The sequence below is a fragment of the Streptomyces sp. NPDC096205 genome, from assembly GCF_044763135.1.
Classification (GTDB): Bacteria; Actinomycetota; Actinomycetes; order Streptomycetales; family Streptomycetaceae; genus Streptomyces.
This window is the reverse complement of the sequence record NZ_JBIWFS010000014.1, coordinates 109,747-128,421: the sequence shown is the minus strand read 5'-3', so window position 1 is coordinate 128,421 and position 18,675 is coordinate 109,747. Positions and strand designations below refer to the sequence as shown.

The following is an 18,675-nucleotide window of genomic DNA, read 5'->3' as shown; positions in this document are numbered from 1 at the left end:
TGTGTGAGGCCTTCAGGCGGAGACGGTCTGTGCGGTGGCGGCGGCAGGCTTCGGCTGCGCGGCCTTCGGCTTCGGCCTGGGCCTCGCCCCGGGGTCGCCGGTGAACTTCTCGTACTCCTTCATGACCTCCTCCGTCGGCCCGTCCATGCGCAGCTCCCCGCGCTCCAGCCACAGCACGCGGTCGCAGGTGTCGCGGATGGACTTGTTGTTGTGGCTGACGAGGAACACCGTGCCCGCGTGCTTGCGCAGTTCGCGGATACGGGCCTCGGAGCGCTTCTGGAAGGAGCGGTCGCCGGTGGCGAGGGCCTCGTCGATCAGCAGGACGTCATGGTCCTTGGCGGCGGCGATGGAGAAGCGCAGCCGGGCGGCCATGCCGGAGGAGTACGTCCGCATGGGCAGGGTGATGAAGTCGCCCTTCTCGTTGATGCCGGAGAAGTCGACGATCTCCTGGTAGCGGTCCCTGACCTGCTCGCGGGACATGCCCATGGCGAGGCCGCCGAGGTGGATGTTGCGCTCGCCGGTGAGGTCGTTCATCAGGGCGGCGTTGACGCCGAGCAGGGAGGGCTGGCCGCCGGTGTAGATACGGCCGTTCTCCACGGGGAGCAGTCCGGCGACGGCCTTGAGCAGGGTGGACTTGCCGGAGCCGTTGGTGCCGATCAGGCCGACGGCCTCGCCCTTGTACGCCACGAAGGACACGCTCTTCACCGCGTGCACCTTGCGCACGCCCGACGCCTTCTCGGTCTTCTGGCGGCGCAGGATGCGGTTCAGGGCGGCGGTGGCCGAACCGCGGCCGGCGCCGGTGCCGTTGACGCGGTAGACGATGTCGACGCGGTCGGCGACGACGGTGGGGACCTTCTCTTCGGTGTGCTCAGCCACGGCCGTAGGTCTCCTCAGCCTTCCAGAAGTATATGAAGCCGCCGACTCCGGCGAGCAGCGCCCAGCCGGTCGCGAGCATCCACACGTGCGGCGGGAGCTGGCTCGAGTGGAAGCTGTCGATGAGGGCGAAGCGCATCAGGTCGATGTAGACGGCCGTCGGGTTGGCCTGCAGGACGGTGCCCACCCAGGACGGCAGATCGGTGTGGGTGCGCAGGATGTGGTCGATGCTGAACATCACGCCGGACGCGTACATCCACGTCCGCAGCACGAACGGCATCAGCTGCGCCAGGTCCGGTGTCCGGGAGCCGAGGCGGGCCAGGATCATCGCCATGCCCGCATTGAAGGTGAACTGCAGCACCAACGCCGGGATCGCGAGGACCCAGGACGCGGTGGGCGGTACGCCGAAGCCCAGCAGGATGACGACCAGCGCGGCCATCGAGAACAGCAACTGCTGCAACTGCTGCAGACAGAACGAGATCGGCAGCGCGGCCCGCGGGAAGTGCAGGGCGCGCACCAGTCCGAGGTTGCCGGAGATCGCGCGCGTGCCCGCCAGGATCGAGCTCTGCGTGAAGGTCCAGATGAACACGCCGGTCACCAGGAACGGCACGTAGTCCGGTACGCCTCGCTTGGTCTGCAGCAGCACGCCGAAGATCAGGTAGTACACGGCCGCGTTCAGCAGCGGCGTCATCACCTGCCACAGCTGGCCCAGCTTCGCCTGGCTGTACTGCGCGGTGAGCTTGGCCGTGGAGAACGCCGCGATGAAGTGACGGCGGGCCCACAGCTCACGGATGTACTGGGGCAGGGACGCGCGAGCGCCGCTGACCGTGAGCCCGTGGCGCGCCGCGAGCGCCGCGAGGTCGCCGTCGTCTGCCGGGGCGGGGGCCTGGGCGGGCGCCGTGGGGGGCGGTGAGTGGAGGACCTGGCTCACATCCGCTGCTTTCGCTCGGGGGAGGGGTGCGGCGGGTTCCTTACCGCGCTCTTACGTCGGGACGGGACCGTATCGTCGCAACGCGAGCGTAGGCGGAGGGGGCGTCGGGACGCAACCGTTTCGTCGTGACGCGGTGGTGCGGGCCAGCGTCGGGACGGGGCCGGTTCGTCGTGACGCGGTGGTGGGATGGGCGTCGCGACGGGACCGGTGTGTCGTGACGTGATCCACGTTGCGACGCAACCGTTTCGTCGCAACGCCCTATGCTGTCCGCATGACCAACGCCGACGGATCCCAGCCGCGCCCGCGTCGCCGGGCACCCGCAGGTGCTGCCGTGCTGCGGGAGGACGTGACGGAGGCGATCCGGGCGGCGGTCTTCGAGGAGCTGGCGGCCGTCGGGTATGCGCGGATGTCGATCGAGGGGATCGCGCGCAGGGCGGGTGTCGGCAAGACGGCGGTGTACCGGCGGTGGCGCTCGAAGCTGCACCTGGTGCTGGACATCGTGTCGGCGATCGCGGTGCAGGGCCTGCCGGCGCCGGACACCGGCTCGCTGGAGGGGGATCTCCGGCTGCTGTACGAGGTCACGGCGCGTGCCCTGCGGCATCCGGTGGCTTCACAGATCATCCCCGACCTCCAGGCGGAGGCGGCCCGCAATCCGGAGATCGCCGAGCTGATGCAGAAGGCGTTGCGGGAGGGGCAGGAGGGCGTCGCCCTCAAGATCGTGGCGGCGGCGGAGCGGCGGGGCGAGATCCGGACCGGCGTCGACGACGAGCTGGCCCTCGACCTGATCTCCGGCCCCCTCTACTGGCGCTCGGTCGTCATCCGCAGCCCGAAGCTGCCCAAGGGGTACCTGGCGGCGCTGGCGAGGGCGACGACCGGCGCGCTGATGGCTCTCTAGGCCGCGCAGTGTCAGTGGCCCCTCATAAGGTGCGTGCAGCATCTGAAGGTGCGTGCAGCATCTGGATGAGGGGGTCCCATGGGGTTTTCAGGCCACTTGGTCTTCGCGTGCGGCGACGGTTCGTTGCTGCGGGCGCCGGTGTTCGACGAACGGCCTTACACCCGAGCCGCCTCCGGATGGAGGCGTACCCAGCCCTCCCAGGCTGAGGTGATCATGTCCTGGAGGTCGTGGCCGGCTTTCCAGCCGAGTTGGTGGGTGATGCGGTCGGCGCAGGCGACGACGCGGGCGGGGTCGCCGGGGCGGCGGGGGGTGATGAGGGGTGGGCGGTCGTAGCCGGTGACGGCGTTGATGCGGTCGATCATCTCGCGGACGGAGACGCCCTCGCCGCGGCCGATGTTCAGGGTGAGGGCGCGGCCCCGTGACGTGGTCAGGGCGCGGGCCGCGGCCACGTGGGCCTCGGCCAGGTCCACCACGTGGATGTAGTCGCGGACGCAGGTGCCGTCCGGGGTGGGGTAGTCGTCGCCGAAGATGCGGGGCGGGGCGTTCTCGGTGAGCTTCTCGAAGACCATCGGGATCAGGTTGGACACGCCCACGTCGGCCAGCTCCGGGCTCGCCGCCCCGGCCACGTTGAAGTAGCGCAGGCAGGCCGTGGACATCCCGGTCGCCCGGCCGGTCGCGCGGACCAGCCATTCGCCGACCAGCTTGGTCTCGCCGTAGGGGGACATCGGCGTGCACGGGGTCTCCTCCGTGACCAGGTCCGTGTCCGGGGTGCCGTACACCGCCGCCGAGGACGAGAAGACGAAGGATGGCACCCCCGCCGCCGTCACCTCCTCCAGGAGCACCCGCAGGCCCTCCACGTTCTGCCGGTAGTAGTGCAGGGGGCGGTCCATCGACTCGCCGACCTGCTTCTTCGCCGCCAGATGGACGACTCCTGTGACCTCGTGCCCGGTCAGTACCTCGCGCAGCCGCTCACCGTCCAGCGTCGAGCCCACCACCAGGGGCACCTCCCGCGGCAGCCGCTCGGCGATGCCCGACGACAGGTCGTCGTACGCCACCGCCTCCTCGCCCGCCGCGCGCAGCGCACGCACGACGTGCGCCCCGATGTATCCGGCGCCGCCGGTGATCAGCCACGTCATACGGCCGTCCCCTCGTCGTGTCCCCTGAGGACCCGTCATGTCCCACTGAGGGCTGTCGTGCTTCCCCCGCCCCACAGTCAACCAGCCGACGCGCCCGCATGACTCCCGAATGTCACTCCTCGTGCCCGCATCGACGCACTCAGTGTCCGGCTGGCGCCGCTGAAGCCGAAGCCGACGCCCCCTCCTGCTCGGCCGCCGCGTCCAGCGCGCCCGTCAGCCGGTCCAACCGCTCCCGCAGTTCGCGGATCTCCGCAAGGTCGAAGCCCGTCGCCTCGACGATGCGGCGCGGCACGGCGAGGGCCCGTTCGCGCAGGGACTCGCCCTCCTCGGTGAGGCGGACCTCCACCGAGCGCTCGTCGCGGGCGCTGCGCTCGCGGCGGACCAGGCCGGCTGCCTCCAGGCGCTTGAGGAGCGGGGAGAGGGTGCCGGAGTCGAGGCGCAGGTGTTCGCCGAGCTTCTTGACCGGCTGCTCGCCCCGTTCCCAGAGGACCAGCATCACCAGGTACTGGGGGTAGGTCAGGCCGAGGTCCTTGAGGATCACGCGGTAGACGCCGTTGAAGGCGCGTGAGGCGGCGTGCAGGGAGAAGCAGATCTGGCTGTCCAGGCGGAGCCAGTCCTCCTGGTCGGCGGCCGGTGTCGGGGTCATGGCTCCAGGGTAGCGCTTGGCTCCTATTTAATTGTGCACAACCAAGTTGTGCCCATCTAAGTTGTGTGCTCTACTTGTCGTCGTGAGGCGGCCGACCAAGCCGTCGAAACCACCGGAACCCACCGGCACGACTTCTCCGAGAGGGATGGTTCATCCATGGACGCGCTCTACACCGCAGTCGCCACCGCCACCCACGGCCGCGAGGGCCGTGCCGTCTCCTCCGACGGCAAGATCGACCTCGCTCTCGCCATGCCGGTGGAGCTGGGCGGCAACGGTCAGGGCACCAACCCCGAGCAGCTCTTCGCCGCCGGGTACGCCGCCTGCTTCGGCAGCGCCCTGGGCCTCGTCGGCCGCCAGGCCAAGGTCGACGTCAGCGACGCCGCCGTCACCGCCGAGGTCGGCATCGGCAAGCAGGGCGAGGGCTTCGGCCTCGCCGTCACCCTCCGCGTCGAGCTGCCCGCGCACCTGGACGAGCCCACCGGTCGCAAGCTGGTCGAGGCCGCCCACCAGGTCTGCCCCTACTCCAACGCCACCCGCGGCAACATCGACGTCGAGCTCGTCATCGAGTAATCCCGGCCCGTCGAACAGTCCCGGTCCGGTGCATCGGGTGATCCCCGGTCAGCCGCCCCCGACCCGCGCCAGCACCTCTCCCGTCCGCTCGCTCCACGCCACCACCACGGCCTCCTCGGGCACCGTGTGCCGGGGTGTGAGCAGCAGCCACCGCACATGGTGGCGCCGGACGACGGCGGAGCGCCCGGCGCGGGTCGAGTCGTCGGCGAGGTACGCGTGGACGTCCGCCAGCATCCGCCGCCGTACGCGCTCGTCGAGCGCCGGGTCCGGCCGGGCGGGCGCGACGAGGTTCGCGCCGTGTCCGGCGAGCGCGTGGGCGGCGCGCAGGTCCCCGGTCAGCACGACTTCGCGGGGGCGGACGTACTGCGCCGCCCAGTCGTACGACGGTCCGCGCGGCGGCTGGTCGAAGCCGACGGGGTCCAGCGAGCGCGGGACGACCGCCCCGGCGTGCACGGTGAGGAAGCCCGCGCAGGCCGCCACCGCCGCGCCCGAGCCCAGCAGGCGCCGCCACACCGGCCAGGGCCGGGGCGCCGCGAGCTCGATCGCGAGCGCGAACTGCAGCGGGACCAGGGCGAGTCCGAGGATGCCGCCGTAGGCGTGGTGGCCGCTGAGCCGGCCGTACGCCACCACCAGGCAGTCCAGCGCGAACATCAGCACCAGCGGGTCACGCCGTCCGCCGCGCCGCCACCGCAGCCACAGCGCGGGCAGGCCCACCGCGAGCGCGAGCCAGAAGCGGCCGAACAGGTCCTCGTACGGCTGCCCGTGCCCGGCTGAGACGAACGCCTCCCACACATCGAAGTACGGCCAGCTCAGTGCGGTCCCCGCCGCCACCGCGCCGGTCAGTGCCCAGCGGCCCGCCACGGCCGCGCCCCACCCGCGCTGCCGGCCGGCGACCGTCGCCGCGCCGCCCGCCGGCGCGGCGACCGAGATGATCGGGTGGACCAGCGCGATCAGGCCGTAGAGCAGACCCAGGCCCGCGTAGCCGGTCAGGCTCGGCAGCCCGCGCGGCCCGACGAACCGCACCCGGGCCGTGTCCAGGGCGCGCGTCCCCGTCAGCGCCCAGGCCCAGAAGGCGAGGCCGATCGCGAACGCCGACGGGTCGGCGAGATTGCCGCTCATCGGCATCAGGCCCAGGAAGCCGCTCCACCAGGCCCGCTCGGTGCCCCACAGCAGCGTCACCGCGCCCAGCGCGAGCACCGGCGCCCAGGGGCGGGGCGTGAGCATCCGCACGAAGCGGCCCAGCCCCGTCAGCACCACCAGCAGGTTCAGCGGACCGGCGAGCCGGACCGTCTCCCAGCCGGACAGCCCCGTCAGCCGCGCGAACACGCCCTGGGCGATCGCGTACGGCGAGTAGAAGGGGCTGCCCGCGCCGGGCAGGTCGGCCACCGGATGGCGCGGATCGAGCAGGTCGGCCGTGAGGCGTTCGACGACCGCCGCGTGCAGGCCCGCGTCGCAGCACAGCGGGACGCGCCAGTACGCCAGCGTCATCACCAGCCAGAACAGGAACCCGAACACCTGGTACGGGGTCGGCCGCCACAGCCGGCCGCCGCGCAGGGCCGTGGCGCCGCGGGCGGGCCGGCCGGTCAGGACTCCGGCGCTCACCGGGCGGTCGCAGAACGGGGCGTGAGGCGCATTCGCCGTATATACCCGAGTGGGTCAACGGCACTGCCGTGACTCACCCCATCGAGTGAGGCGAGCGGGAACGGGGCGACGAGCCGCCCGGCCGTCCCGAGGGCCGCCAGGTGGACGGCCGCGACGGGGTCGGCCGCGACGAACTGCGGAGCATACGCACTCCCAGGAGGTCAGCTGCGGTCGGTGACGGTGAGCGGACCGGAAGGCCGCGGAACGGTCGCGAGGGGCGAGCGCGCGGACGAGGCGGCCGCCGACGGCACGGGACGGCGCGCCTCCAGCGGCACCACGGGCGGCAGGTCCGCCTCCTCGAAGCCCAGCACGACACGGCGTACGACCCGCTCGGCCGCGCGTCCGTCGTCGTACGGGCAGAACCGCTCGCGGAAGGCCGCACGCAGCTGGGCCGAGCGGGAGCCGCGCCAGTGCCCGGTCGCGAAGATGTCGATCAGCTCGTCCTCGCTGCGAGCGACCGCGCCCGGCGGGAAGGACCGCAGGTCGAAGTAGGTGCCGCGGGCGGCCTCGTAGGCCTCCCGGTCCTCGGCGTGGATCACGATGGGCCGGTCGAGGTTGGCGTAGTCGAACATGATCGACGAGTAGTCGGTGACCAGCGCGTCCGAGGCCAGGCACAGCTTCTCGACGCTCGGGTGGTCGCTGACGTCGATGACGCGCGCGGCCCCGTTGCCGCCCAGCGGGCCCGGCTGCGCGGGGTGGGCGCGGGCGAGGACCACGAACCGCGGGCCCAGGCGCCGCAGGACGCGCTCCAGGTCCAGGGTGGTCGCCCGGGTGCGGCGGTAGTCGCGGTGCGTGGGCGCGTACAGGATCGCCACCGAGCCGGGCGGGACGCCCAGGGACTCCCGCAGCCGGGTCACGTCCGCCGAGGTCGCCTGCTGGAAGACGTCGTTGCGCGGGTAGCCGTACTCCAGCGTGGTGTAGCGGCCCGGATAGACGCGCTCCCAGGTCAGGGTGGTGTGGCGGTTGGCGGACAGGACGTAGTCCCAGGTGTCGACGTGCCCGGCCAGCCGCCCGAAGTCCGTGCCGCGCGCGGCGGCGGGGCGTTCGCGCAGGTCCAGGCCCATGTGCTTGAGCGGGGTGCCGGCCTGCGTCTGCACGAACACCTGGCCGGGGCGCTTGGCCGGGCGGCGCTCGAAGCCGCCGTTGTCCACCAGGTACTTGGAGCGGGCCAGCGCCGTCCAGTACGCGGCTGTGCCCGGGGTCAGCCTGCGGACGCCGGGCGGGACGGTGTGGTGGTGCTCGGGGCGGGCGATCCAGGCCGTGCGGATGTGCGGGGCCAGCTCGCGGAAGGCCGCCTCCAGCGCGCCCGGGTTGCAGGAGTGGCCCCGGCCCTCGTACGCGGCGAACACCGCCCGGTCCGCGCGTACGGGCAGCCCGAGCTGGACGCGGTAGTGCAGCTGGAGGGCGGCCGAGCCGAACGCCCTGCCGAGGCGGGCCGCGAGCCGGGCCGTGCGGCGGGCCAGGCGGCCGCCCAGGAGCAGGGCCCGGTAGGTGCGGTGGGCGCCGCGGCGGACCAGGGCGTGCCGCAGCCGGGCGCGCAGCGCCAGGGGGCCGCCGCCCGGGGTGCGGTGGCGGCGGTAGTGGGCGCGGGCCCGGCGCAGGAACTCAGGCCGGCTGCCGCGAGGCAGCCGGTCGGGGCAGCGGAACACCGACGCCAGCCGGTCGACCATGCCGCGGAACAACACCGGGCGCCACTGGGCGAGTTCGGGCCGCGTGTCGAGATGCGCGAAGAGCCGGTCGTACTGCTCGAAGAGGTCGAAGTGCCGCTCGCTCATGGCCGACCGGAGGGCGCCGTGCCGGCGCTGCCGGTGCAGCACGCACACCCGGTCCAGCGTCGCGATCGACTCGGCCGCCGTCAGTACCTGCCCCGTCCAGGGCGTGTCCTCGTACCAGCCCGGCGGGAAGGTGAGGCCCTCGCGCTCGACGAACTCCCGTCGGCAGGCCTTGTCCCAGGCGGCCGGCGGCATCCGCAGCAGTCCCGGCCGGTCCTCCAGGCGGAACGGGGCCGGGCCGCGCTCGGTGAGCTGCCCGGCCGGCTCGTCGCGCACGTGCTCCCCGGTCCAGTCGACGCGCGCGAAGTCGTGCACCAGCACATCCGGCTCACCGGTCTCCTTCAGGCGGTCCGCGAGCGCCAGCAGCGCGCCCGGGGCGAGGGTGTCGTCGCCGTCCAGGAACAGCAGATAGTCGCCGGTCGCCACCTCCATCCCCGCGTTGCGGGCCGGGCCGGGCCCCGCGTTCTCCCGCAGCCGCACCGGCCGCACCCGTGGATCACGGGCCGCCACCTCGTCGAGGACCGCCCCGCAGGCGTCCGGCGAGCAGTCGTCCACGACGACCAGTTCGAGATCGCCGTACGACTGGGACAGGACCGATTCCAGGCAGGCGTGCAGATACGCCTGAACCTTGTACGCGGGGACGATGACACTGAACCTGGGCAACGGAACATCCATGGGTCGGCGCGGGCGTTCTGCCCGGGAACGGCCGATGGAGTGACGGGGTTACGCCGTGTACGCCATACGGGGGGAGGTGGAGGGCGGGACCGTGAAGTCCCGCCCCGCACCGGCTACTTCACCGCTCCGGCCATCACGCCCGACACGAACTGACGCTGGAACGCGAAGAACACGACCAGCGGGATCACCATCGAGATGAACGCGCCCGGCGCCAGCACGTCGATGTTGTTGCCGAACTGCCGGACCTGCGTCTGCAGCGCGACCGTGATGGGCTGGCTGCCCGCGTCGGTGAACACCAGCGCCACCAGCATGTCGTTCCACACCCACAGGAACTGGAAGATGGCGAGGCTCGCGATCGCCGGGGCCGCCAGCGGCATCACCACCCGCGCGAACAGCCGCAGTTCACCGGCGCCGTCCAGGCGGGCCGCCTCCAGCAGCTCGCGGGGGATCTCCGCGAAGAAGTTCCGCAGCAGGAACACCGCGAACGGCAGACCGAACCCGACATGGAACAGCACCACCCCGAGGATCGACCCGAACAGGCCGATCTTGCCGAACAGTTCGGCGATCGGGATCAGCGCCACCTGCACCGGCACCACCAGCAGCCCCACCACCGCCAGGAACCACCAGTCGCGGCCCGGGAACTCCATCCACGCGAACGCGTAACCCGCGAGGGCCGCGACGACGACCACCAGGATCGTCGCCGGGACCGTGATCAGTACGGTGTTGACGATCGAGTCGGTGATGTCGCTGTTGTTCAGGAGCTTGTCGTAGCTGTCCACGGTGAGCTGCGCGGGCTCGGTGAACACCGTCCACCAGCCGCTGGCGTTCATGTCCTCCGGCGAGCGCAGCGAGGACAGCAGCAGACCGAGCGTCGGCACCAGCCAGAACAGGCCCACGACGATCAGGAACACCCGCACCAGACTGCCGCTGACCCATCCGACGAGCCTGCCGCCCAGGGACTTGGCCGTCATCGCCGCACCTCCCGCCTGAGCCTGCGCACGTTGAACCACATCACCGGGATCACCAGCAGCAGCAGGAACACCGCGATGGCGCTGGCGATGCCCGGCTGGTCCTCCGAGAAGCCCTTGCGGTACAGCTCCAGCGCCAGCACGTTCGCGTCGTCCTGCGAGGAGCCCGGCGCGATGATGAAGACCAGGTCGAACACCTTCAGCACATTGATCATCAGGGTGACGGCGACCACCGCGAGCACGGGCGCCAGCAGCGGCACCGTGACCCGGCGGAACACCTGCCACTCGTTGGCGCCGTCCACCCGCGCCGCCTCCAGCAGATCCCGCGGAATGCCCGCGAGCCCCGCCGCGATCAGCACCATCGCGAAACCCGCCCACATCCAGATGTACGACCCGATGATCGCGGGCGTCACCAGCGACGGGCCGAGCCAGTCCAGACCGTTGTACGCCTCCTTGAAGTTGCTCGCCGGCAGCCGCAGCAGCGCCCCGTCCGCCTCCTCGGGCAGCGTGAACGAGCCGTCGTCGGCCGCCTTCGTGGACGCCACCACCTTGCCGTCCTTGACCGCCTCGATGCGCATCCCCGGATAGCCGACCTCGGCCGGGTCGGGCTTGCCGAGGGTGCCGACGCCCTTGCCGCGGGTGAAGTCCTGCCAGGTCGTGCCGGTGACCTTGCCCGGGTCGGCCTTCGGTGCGGCGGCCCGCTCCGCGCCGCCGGGCATCTGGTCGGGCGGGACGCCGACCAGCGGCAGGGAGACCGGGGTGCCCGCGCGCACCGGGTCCCTGGTGACGAACGCCCCGCCGCCCGCGGGCTCCAGCGGCGACTCACGGCCCGGGTGCGCCTTCGGGAACGCCGACGCCTGCGCGAACGTGTCGTGCACGCCCACCCACACCGCGTTCGCCACGCCCTTGTCCGGGTCCTGGTCGTACACCAGGCGGAAGATGATGCCCGCGGCCAGCATGGAGATCGCCATCGGCATGAAGACGACCAGCTTGAACGCCGTGCCCCAGCGCACCCGTTCGGTGAGCACCGCGAAGATCAGGCCCAGCGCGGTGGCCACCGTCGGCGCGAACACCACCCAGATGACGTTGTTCTTCAGCGCGGTACGGATGCCGTCGTCCGTGAAGAGCGCCTTGTAGTTGTCGATGCCGGCGAAGGAGTCGCCGGACTGGTCGTAGAAGCTGCGGAAGATCGAGTACCCGATCGGGTAGACCACGAGCGCGCCGAGCAGCACCAGCGCGGGCAGCAGGAAGAGCACTGCCACGGTTCTGCGGGTGCCGGTCACGCTCTTGCGCTGCTTACCAGGGGCGGCAGGGGTCTCAGGGACCCCTGCCGCCGGTGCCGTCACCATCGCCGGCTCAGTTTCCGAATGCCTTGGCCGCGTCCGCCTCCAGGGTCGCCTGCGTTCCCGCGATGTCCTTCGGGTTCTTCAGGAAGTCCTGCAGCGCCTTCCACTCGCCCTTGCCGGGCGTGCCGCCGAACGCCTGCGGCGCCTGGTCGGACATGTCGAAGCGGAAGTCGTCACCGGCCGCGATCAGGGCCTTCGCCATCTCCTGCTGCACCGCGTTCGGATACGCCGACGGGTCGACGTTCTTGTTCGGCGAGAGGTAGCCGCCCAGGCCCGCCTGGATCGTCGCCGCGTCCGGGGAGGCCAGGAAGGTGGCCAGCGCCTGCGCCGCCTTGGAGTCGTCCAGGATCACCGCCGCGTCGCCGCCGGACACCACCGGCGCGGTCTCACCGACCGCCGGGAACGGGAACACCTTGGCCTGCTCGCCGACCTTCGCGTCCGTCTCCGCGATGTTGACCTGCACGAAGTCGCCCTCGTAGACCATGGCCGCCTTCGGCTGGTCACCTCCGGTGAAGGTCTGCGTGACGGAGGCCGGGAACTCCGTCTGCAGCGCGCCCGCCGCGCCGCCCGCCACATAGTCCTTCTTGCCCCAGATCTCCGCGAGCTTGGACAGGGCGTCCTTCACGGACGGGTCCGTCCACTTGATCTCGTGCTTGGCGAGCTGGTCGTACTTCTCCGGGCCTGCCTGCGAGAGATAGACGTTCTCGAACCAGTCCGTGAGCGTCCAGCCGTCCGCGCCGCCGATCGAGAACGGGGTCACCCCCGAGTCGTAGACCGTCTGCGCGGTCGTCAGCAGCTCGTCCCAGGTCTTGGGCTCCTCGGCGCCCGCGTTCTCGAACACCGGCGCGTTGTACCAGATCAGGGACTTGTTGGCGGCCTTGTAGTAGACGCCGTACTGCTTGCCGTCGACCTTGCCGAGGTCCTGCCAGCCCTGTGAGTAGTTCTTCTTCAGCTGCTCCTGGGCCTCCGGGCCGACCGGTGTGGCCCAGCCCTTGTCGACGGCCTGCTTGATCGCGCCGACCTGCGGGAGGATCGCGATGTCCGGCGGTGCGCCGCCCGCGATCTTCGAGCCGAGGAAGTTGATGATCGGGTCCTGCGCGGGGACGAAGGTCACCTTCGCGCCGGTTCTCTTCTCGAACTCCGCCAGGACTTTCTTGAAGTTGGCCTGCTCGGGGCCGGTCCATACGGCGGCGACCTCGAGGCTCTCGCCGTCCAGTTTGGGGAGGGTGACGGTGGAGGGGGAGGGGGACTCCTGGGTGTTGCCGACGCCCTCCTGGCCGTCGTCGCTGTCGTTGTCACCGCAGGACGTCAGCGAGAACGCGAGCGCTCCCGCGAGGAGGGCCGTGGCGGCCCTGGCCGTCCTGCGTGTCCGGATCGTGTTGCTCGTGCTGCGCATCACTGCCCCGTTCTTCGTTCCTCGTCGAACGTCCGAACGCTGTCCGTGGGCTCTGGTCTACGCCGGGTCCGGGAGGTCGGCAAGTGCACGCGTCGTGTCAACCAGGTGATCGTGACCGCGTCGTGACGGGGGGCAGATGCCTGCGGCGGCCTGCGCGGCTCCGGTGGGGGTTGCTGTAGCGCGTTCGGTTTGGTTGTGGGTCGGGGCCGGGCCGGGGGGTTGTCCGTCCTCGGTCCGGCGATCTGGTCCCTCAGAGAGGTGCTCGGGGTTTCCGCCGGCCGCTGCGGGCGGACAACCCCCCGTCCCGTCCCCTTCCCGCCGTACGCGGCTGGCTGCAATGCCCACCATTCGTGGACCCGTCCCGCCGTGCGCGGCTGGCTGTATTCCCTTGCCTTCGTACGTGGCTGGCGGTCGTGCCTTAAGGGGCGCGGGGAACTGCGCGATCAGCCGACGGCGGCCCGCGGTCGCATACGGCGGGGACGGCCCACGTCCTCAGGGGCGCGGGGAACTGCGCGACCAGCCCAGGGCGGGCCGCGGTCGCGTACGGCGGCACGGTCAGAGCAGGGACGGTACCTCGGGGGCTGCGACCTCGCGGGTGGCGCGTTGGAGGGCGCTGGCGAGGAGGGCCAGGTCGGTGGGGCCGTTGCCGAGCTCGCGGACGGGGCGGCGGGTCGGGGGGTCGCCCATGCGCTCCCAGTCCAGCGGGACGACCGTCGGGCGCAGGGTCGCCGTACGGGGGATGCGGCCGGTGACGCGGCCCCCCTGGAACGGCGTTGTGCGGCCGTCCGCGCAGGTCAGCCGGCCTCGGCCGGGTGCGGGTTCGTCCGGCCCGGGTGTGGGTGCGTCCAGCGTGACGCGCAGAGCGGCCCGGCGGGCCGGTTCCGTCTCGGCCGTACGGCCGCCGGGGGCGGTCGCCGCGACGAGGTGCACGCCGAGGCGCTCGCCGTCGCGGGCCACCGCCTCCAGGGCCCGCATCACGGACCCGGCGGCGGGGCGGCCGGGGGAGCCCAGGGCGGGGGAGACCAGGGCGTCCAGGTCGTCGACGACGACCACGAGGCGGGGCAGGGGCGGGGGTACGTCCGTGGTCCGGCGGGCCGCGGCGGGGCGGAGCCGGAGGGTGGAGCTGGGCGGGGTGTCGAGGTCTGCGGCGCCGGACGTCGAGGCGGTGTGGGCGCGTGCGTGGGTCGCCGCCGGTGCGGTGCGCTGGGCGACCAGGCGGCCGGAGAGCTGCTGCCGGGTGTGCCAGGCGGCGAAGTCCTCCTGGCCGAGCAGCTCGGCGCGCCGCTTGAGCTCGGCGGTCAGGGACTGGGCGAAATCGCGCATGCGGACGGGGTCGTTGGCCAGCAGGTGGGTGGTGACGTGCGGGACGTCCGTGCATACGTGCAGCCCGTCGCCGTGGCCGCTGCCCGCGCCGACGGTGTCGCGGCCGTCCATGAGGACGATGCTCAGCCGGTCGGGACGCTCGGCCGCCGCGAGCGAGGCGACGACCGCCCGCAGCAGCTCGGTACGGCCGCTGCCGGAGGGTCCCTCGACCAGCAGGTGCGGTCCGTCCGTCACCAGGTCGGCCACCACCGGGCCGCGCGGACCGGCGCCGAGGACCGCCGAGGCGCGGCCGCCGGGCGTCGAGGTGTCGTCGGCGGCGTCGGCCCAGCGCGCCATCAGCGACGCCGGGGTGGCCCGGGCCAGGCCCAGCTCGTCCAGCAGCCGCGCGGCCTGCGGCAGCGGGGCGGACACTCGGGGGTGCCGCTCGCCGGAGCCGTCGGTGCGCAGTGGCGCCAGGGCCCGCGCGAACCGCTCGGCCCATGGGGCGGACACCGCGTCCACCCGGCCGACGGTGCCATGGCCGACGGGTGCCCGGTCCCCACTGGAGCCGGTGCGGGCCACGCGCAGCAGTCGCAGGGCTCCCGCCACATCGCCACTGAGCAGCGCGACGGCCCCGCACTCGCGGAACACCGGCGCCACCGCGCAGGCCGCCTCGTAGGTCTCGGTCACCGGGGAGGCGGGGGAGGCCGCCGTCGTCTCGGCCAGGCACAGCACATGGATGCCGGCCCGCGGGCCCTCCGCCGCCAGCCGCGCCACCGCGTCCCGCAGCCCGGTCCCGCCGGGGTCGCCGTCCACGACGACCACGGTGTACGGGCCCGGGAAGCCGCTCACCCGGTCCGTGCCGTCGTCGTCGCGTGCCCAGGAGGGGCGGCGGGCCGCCGCGCGCGGGGAGGAGGCGGGCTGGGGTATCGGGGCCGGGCGGCTTCCGCGCGACCGCTGGTCGGCGAGGTGGTCCTCCAGGCGGCGCAGGAGCTCCTCGGTGCGGGCGGCGGCCTGTTCGCGGTCGTAGGCGAGGAGCAGGCGGCAGTCCTGGCCGTGACCGGGCCGCAGATGCGGCAGCCAGCCGAGCCAGGACCACTCGGCGGTGCGCTCCGCCACGGGCCGGGCCCGGTCGGTGCTGATCAGCACCAGGTCCAGGGTGTCCGCGGAGTGCAGCGCCGCGAGCTGGGCCAGCACCGCGCGGGCCAGTCCGGCGAGGCGGGGTCGCGGTCCGGCCAGGCCCAGCGCGCCCGCCTCGCGCAGGTCGGCGGTGACCGGCACGGCGGGCAGCAGGCCCGAGCCGTCCGGTGCGGTGCGGTCGGCGGTGCCCAGCCGGACCGTGAGGGCCTCGGGGTGTCCCGGGCCGCGCTCCCAGAGCCGGGGGCCGGGGCCCAGCGCGGTCAGCAACAGGGCGGCGGGGTCGGGCCAGGTCTCGGGCAGCCCGGGTGCGGTGGGCTGCGCGGGGGCGTCGGCGTCCTGGGCGTCGTAGGCCGTGGGGGCCGCTGTCTGGTCCTCGGGCTCGGGCCTGCCGCCGGCCAGCCGTCGGGCCCAGGCGGAGAGTCCGCCCCGGCGTCGGCCGCCCTCGCGGCCGGGGGCGCCTTGGGGGGTGTCCTCCTGGGTGAACCGGCCCACGCCGAACGGGCCGGCGTGGGTGTCGGCCTCCGCCGAGGGGCGGTGCTCGATGAGGGGGGCGCCGCCCTGGCCGGGGACGACCGGGGGCTCGGGCCGGTGGGACGGCGTGGCAGCCACCGCGGGCGTTCCGGGCTCCTCGGGGTCCGGCGTCACGCGGATGTGGCCCTCGCCGTCGGGTGCCGTCGTCATCCGGGGCATGGGGCCGGACGCCGGGGCGGTCAGCCGCAGGGCCGACTCGCCGATCCGCAGCAGCGCTCCGGGCGCGAAACGGACCGGGCGGGTGTCCACGCGCGTGTCGTCGAGGACGGTGCCGTTGGTGGAGCCGAGGTCGGCGACCGTGACACGGCCGTCGGTGCCGAGCGTGACCGCGCAGTGCAGCCGTGACACGTCCGGGTCGTCCAGGGGGACGTCCGCGTCGGCGGAGCGGCCGATGCGCACCTGGCCGCCGTGCAGCAGATGGACCCCTCCCGCGTCCGGGCCGGCCACCACATGCAGCTGGGCCGGGGCGTCGTCCACCTCCGGGTGCGGCTCGGGGCCCGCGGGGGCGCCGACCGACAGCACGGCGCCGTCCACCAGGGGCGGCTCGCCGAGGGTGCAGCGCTGGGTGTCGAGGCGCTCCTCGCCGGCGTAGAGCACGGGGGAGCCGCCGCGCTCGGGCCGGTCGGCGGTGCCGTCCCCCGAGACCGCCGAGGCCAGTGCCGACGCCACCGCGGCCAGGGCCGTCCCCGCGGGCGCCGTGACCAGCACGTCACGGCTCGTGGCCCGGGCGCGCGCCTCGGCGGCGGGGCCCAGCGGGTCTACGACGGTCAGCCGGATCTGCATCGCCGTCAGCGGTCCCTTCTGCGCGCGGGCGCGGACTCCCCCCACCACCACACGAGCACGTCGGCCAGTACTGCACGCATCCTCGCACCTGCCACCGACAACGCGCCCGCCGCCCGGGAAGAAGTGATCTTGATTGGTCGGCTCTGCCCGTAAAAGTGCCTGATCCCGGTCACGCGGACGATCAGTAGAGATCGGTCACGCCCGGCCCGGGCAACCAAAAGGAACGGCGCCGACGTCTTTCCTTCGAACCTCTGCTTCGATCCGCACAGCACTACAGTGGGTCGGAACATCGGGACACTCTTCGGGCAAGCAGCAGGGAGCGCGTGACGTGCGGCCAGTCGGCAGCAAGTACTTCCTCGAGGAGCCGCTCGGCCGCGGCGCCACGGGAACCGTCTGGCGAGCCCGCCAGCGGGAGACGGCCGGTGCCGAGGCGGCCGTGCCCGGCCAGCCCGGCGAGACCGTCGCGATCAAGGTGCTCAAGGAAGAGCTCGCCAGCGACGCGGACATCGTGATGCGCTTCCTGCGCGAGCGCTCGGTCCTGCTCCGGCTCACCCACCCCAACATCGTCCGGGTCCGTGACCTGGTCGTCGAGGGCGAGCTGCTGGCCCTGGTGATGGACCTCGTCGACGGCCCCGACCTGCACCGCTACCTCCGCGAGAACGGCCCCTTCACGCCCGTCGCGGCCTCGCTGCTCACCGCGCAGATCGCCGACGCGCTCGCCGCCAGCCACGCCGACGGAGTGGTCCACCGCGACCTGAAGCCGGCCAACGTCCTGCTCGCGCAAGCCGGCGGCGAGATGCACCCGCTGCTGACCGACTTCGGCATCGCCCGCCTGGCCGACTCGCCGGGCCTGACCCGCACCCACGAGTTCGTCGGCACGCCCGCGTACGTGGCTCCCGAGTCCGCCGAGGGCCGTCCGCAGACCTCCGCCGTGGACATCTACGGCGCCGGCATCCTGCTGTACGAGCTGGTCACCGGCCGTCCGCCGTTCTCCGGCAGCTCCGCCCTGGAGGTCCTGCACCAGCACCTCAGCGCCGAGCCGCGCCGTCCCTCCACCGTGCCCGAGCCGCTGTGGACGGTCATAGAGCGCTGTCTGCGCAAGAACCCCGACGACCGCCCCAGCGCGGAGAACCTCGCCCGTGCCCTGCGCGTGGTCGCCGAGGGCATCGGGGTGCACGCGAACTCGGCGCAGATCGCCGCCGCCGAGAACGTCGGCGCGCTGCTCGCGCCCGACCCGGCCCCCGCCGCCGTACCGGGCGCCGCCGACGCCACGCAGGTGCTGCCCCACAGCGGGCAGGGCGCCTACGACCCCAACGGCGCCACCAGCGTGCTGCCGCACACCGGCCCGGCCGGTGCCGCGGACCCCACCGCCGTACTGCCGAACACCGGGGCGGCCGACCCGACCGCGGTCATGCCGCCGGTGCCGCAGGGGCAGCCCGGCGCGCCCGAGGAGCCGCACCCCTGGCAGTCGCAGCTGCGCGCGGCCCGCGACCGCAACGAGCAGACGCAGGTCCAGTACCTCGACCCGAACCAGGACCCGCTGCGCCGCCGCCCCCAGCGGCAGGTGGCCCGGCCGCAGCAGCAGCCGCGCCCGCAGCAGCCTCAGCAGCAGCGCCCGCAGCAGGGACCGCCGCCCGGGTACGGCCATCCGCAGCAGCAGCGCTACCAGACGCCCCAGCCTCCGGCGCCGCAGCCGCAGCGGTACGCCCCCGCGGCGCCCCCGCAGCCGCAGCAGCCCCAGCCGCCGGTGCGCGAGCCCCGGCAGCCGCGTGGGCGCAGCGCCAACCCGGTGCGCATCCCGGGGCTCGGCTGCCTCAAGGGCTGCCTGGTCATGATCGTCGTGCTGTTCGTGGCGGGCTGGCTCATCTGGGAGCTGAGCCCGCTGCAGGACTGGATCGGCACCGGCAAGGGCTACTGGGAGCAGATCAGCGACTGGTTCGGCACGGTCTCGGACTGGATCGGGGAGCTCGGCGGGAACTCCTCGCAGTAGCACCGCAGGCCGCCGGTGACGGTGAGTCTGTGGATTTGTCGACACCTGGCGGGTGATTTATGCCTCGGCGGTGAAGGTTG

General features: G+C 73.1%; 13 protein-coding genes. 3 read left to right on the top strand and 10 right to left on the bottom strand.

Features of this window, described 5'->3' with window-relative positions; genetic code table 11:
• Positions 1 to 12 precede the first annotated feature (12 nt).
• Together ACIQ6Y_RS38495 and ACIQ6Y_RS38490 are read right to left on the bottom strand one after the other, a co-directional pair.
• On the bottom strand, positions 13 to 876 hold the full coding sequence (locus tag ACIQ6Y_RS38495) for an ABC transporter ATP-binding protein (protein ID WP_404047308.1): 864 nt from the start codon (positions 874 to 876) through the stop codon (positions 13 to 15).
• Positions 869 to 1,804: an ABC transporter permease gene (locus ACIQ6Y_RS38490; RefSeq protein WP_404047305.1), complete on the bottom strand. Its 936-nt coding sequence runs from the start codon at positions 1,802 to 1,804 to the stop codon at positions 869 to 871. Before ACIQ6Y_RS38490 ends, ACIQ6Y_RS38495 begins: the two co-directional genes overlap by 8 nt.
• 271 nt (positions 1,805 to 2,075) lie before the next feature.
• On the opposite strand from ACIQ6Y_RS38490, the gene ACIQ6Y_RS38485 reads away from it, so the two are divergent.
• Positions 2,076 to 2,699 (top strand): TetR/AcrR family transcriptional regulator, encoded by a 624-nt coding sequence (locus ACIQ6Y_RS38485; RefSeq protein ID WP_404047302.1) that lies wholly within the window; start codon positions 2,076 to 2,078, stop codon positions 2,697 to 2,699.
• Between the two features lie 155 nt (positions 2,700 to 2,854).
• On the opposite strand, the gene galE is transcribed toward ACIQ6Y_RS38485, so the two are convergent.
• Both galE and ACIQ6Y_RS38475 read right to left on the bottom strand, forming a co-directional pair.
• Positions 2,855 to 3,835 carry a UDP-glucose 4-epimerase GalE gene (galE, locus tag ACIQ6Y_RS38480; RefSeq protein ID WP_404047299.1) on the bottom strand — a complete coding sequence of 327 codons (981 nt, stop codon included), beginning with the start codon at positions 3,833 to 3,835 and terminating at the stop codon, positions 2,855 to 2,857.
• Between the two features lie 139 nt (positions 3,836 to 3,974).
• A complete protein-coding gene (locus ACIQ6Y_RS38475) occupies positions 3,975 to 4,481 on the bottom strand; it encodes a MarR family winged helix-turn-helix transcriptional regulator (RefSeq protein ID WP_404047296.1) in 507 nt (168 codons plus the stop codon).
• A gap of 156 nt (positions 4,482 to 4,637) precedes the next feature.
• Here ACIQ6Y_RS38475 and ACIQ6Y_RS38470 point away from each other — a divergent pair, with 156 nt between their 5' ends.
• Entirely contained in the window at positions 4,638 to 5,051 is a 414-nt protein-coding gene (locus ACIQ6Y_RS38470; protein ID WP_404047293.1) for an organic hydroperoxide resistance protein, read from the top strand.
• A gap of 48 nt (positions 5,052 to 5,099) precedes the next feature.
• Here ACIQ6Y_RS38470 and ACIQ6Y_RS38465 read toward each other — a convergent pair whose 3' ends face one another.
• From ACIQ6Y_RS38465 to ACIQ6Y_RS38440, 6 genes are all read right to left on the bottom strand, one after another.
• Positions 5,100 to 6,653, bottom strand: a complete 1,554-nt coding sequence (locus ACIQ6Y_RS38465) for a hypothetical protein (RefSeq protein ID WP_404047290.1) — start codon at positions 6,651 to 6,653, stop codon at positions 5,100 to 5,102.
• 200 nt (positions 6,654 to 6,853) lie between these two features.
• Positions 6,854 to 9,127 carry a CDP-glycerol glycerophosphotransferase family protein gene (locus ACIQ6Y_RS38460; protein WP_404047287.1) on the bottom strand — a complete coding sequence of 758 codons (2,274 nt, stop codon included), beginning with the start codon at positions 9,125 to 9,127 and terminating at the stop codon, positions 6,854 to 6,856.
• Positions 9,128 to 9,252: 125 nt separating this feature from the next.
• Positions 9,253 to 10,110, bottom strand: a complete 858-nt coding sequence (locus ACIQ6Y_RS38455; protein ID WP_404047284.1) for a carbohydrate ABC transporter permease — start codon at positions 10,108 to 10,110, stop codon at positions 9,253 to 9,255.
• A complete protein-coding gene (locus ACIQ6Y_RS38450; protein WP_404047281.1) occupies positions 10,107 to 11,456 on the bottom strand; it encodes a carbohydrate ABC transporter permease in 1,350 nt (449 codons plus the stop codon). The genes ACIQ6Y_RS38455 and ACIQ6Y_RS38450 overlap by 4 nt, the downstream gene beginning before the upstream one ends.
• A 7-nt stretch (positions 11,457 to 11,463) precedes the next feature.
• Positions 11,464 to 12,849 (bottom strand): ABC transporter substrate-binding protein, encoded by a 1,386-nt coding sequence (locus ACIQ6Y_RS38445; RefSeq protein ID WP_404047278.1) that lies wholly within the window; start codon positions 12,847 to 12,849, stop codon positions 11,464 to 11,466.
• 555 nt (positions 12,850 to 13,404) lie between these two features.
• Entirely contained in the window at positions 13,405 to 16,605 is a 3,201-nt protein-coding gene (locus tag ACIQ6Y_RS38440; RefSeq protein WP_404047377.1) for an FHA domain-containing protein, read from the bottom strand.
• Positions 16,606 to 16,933: 328 nt separating this feature from the next.
• Between ACIQ6Y_RS38440 and ACIQ6Y_RS38435 the strand changes: the two genes are divergently transcribed.
• Positions 16,934 to 18,595, top strand: a complete 1,662-nt coding sequence (locus ACIQ6Y_RS38435) for a serine/threonine-protein kinase (RefSeq protein WP_404047275.1) — start codon at positions 16,934 to 16,936, stop codon at positions 18,593 to 18,595.
• Positions 18,596 to 18,675 lie beyond the last annotated feature (80 nt).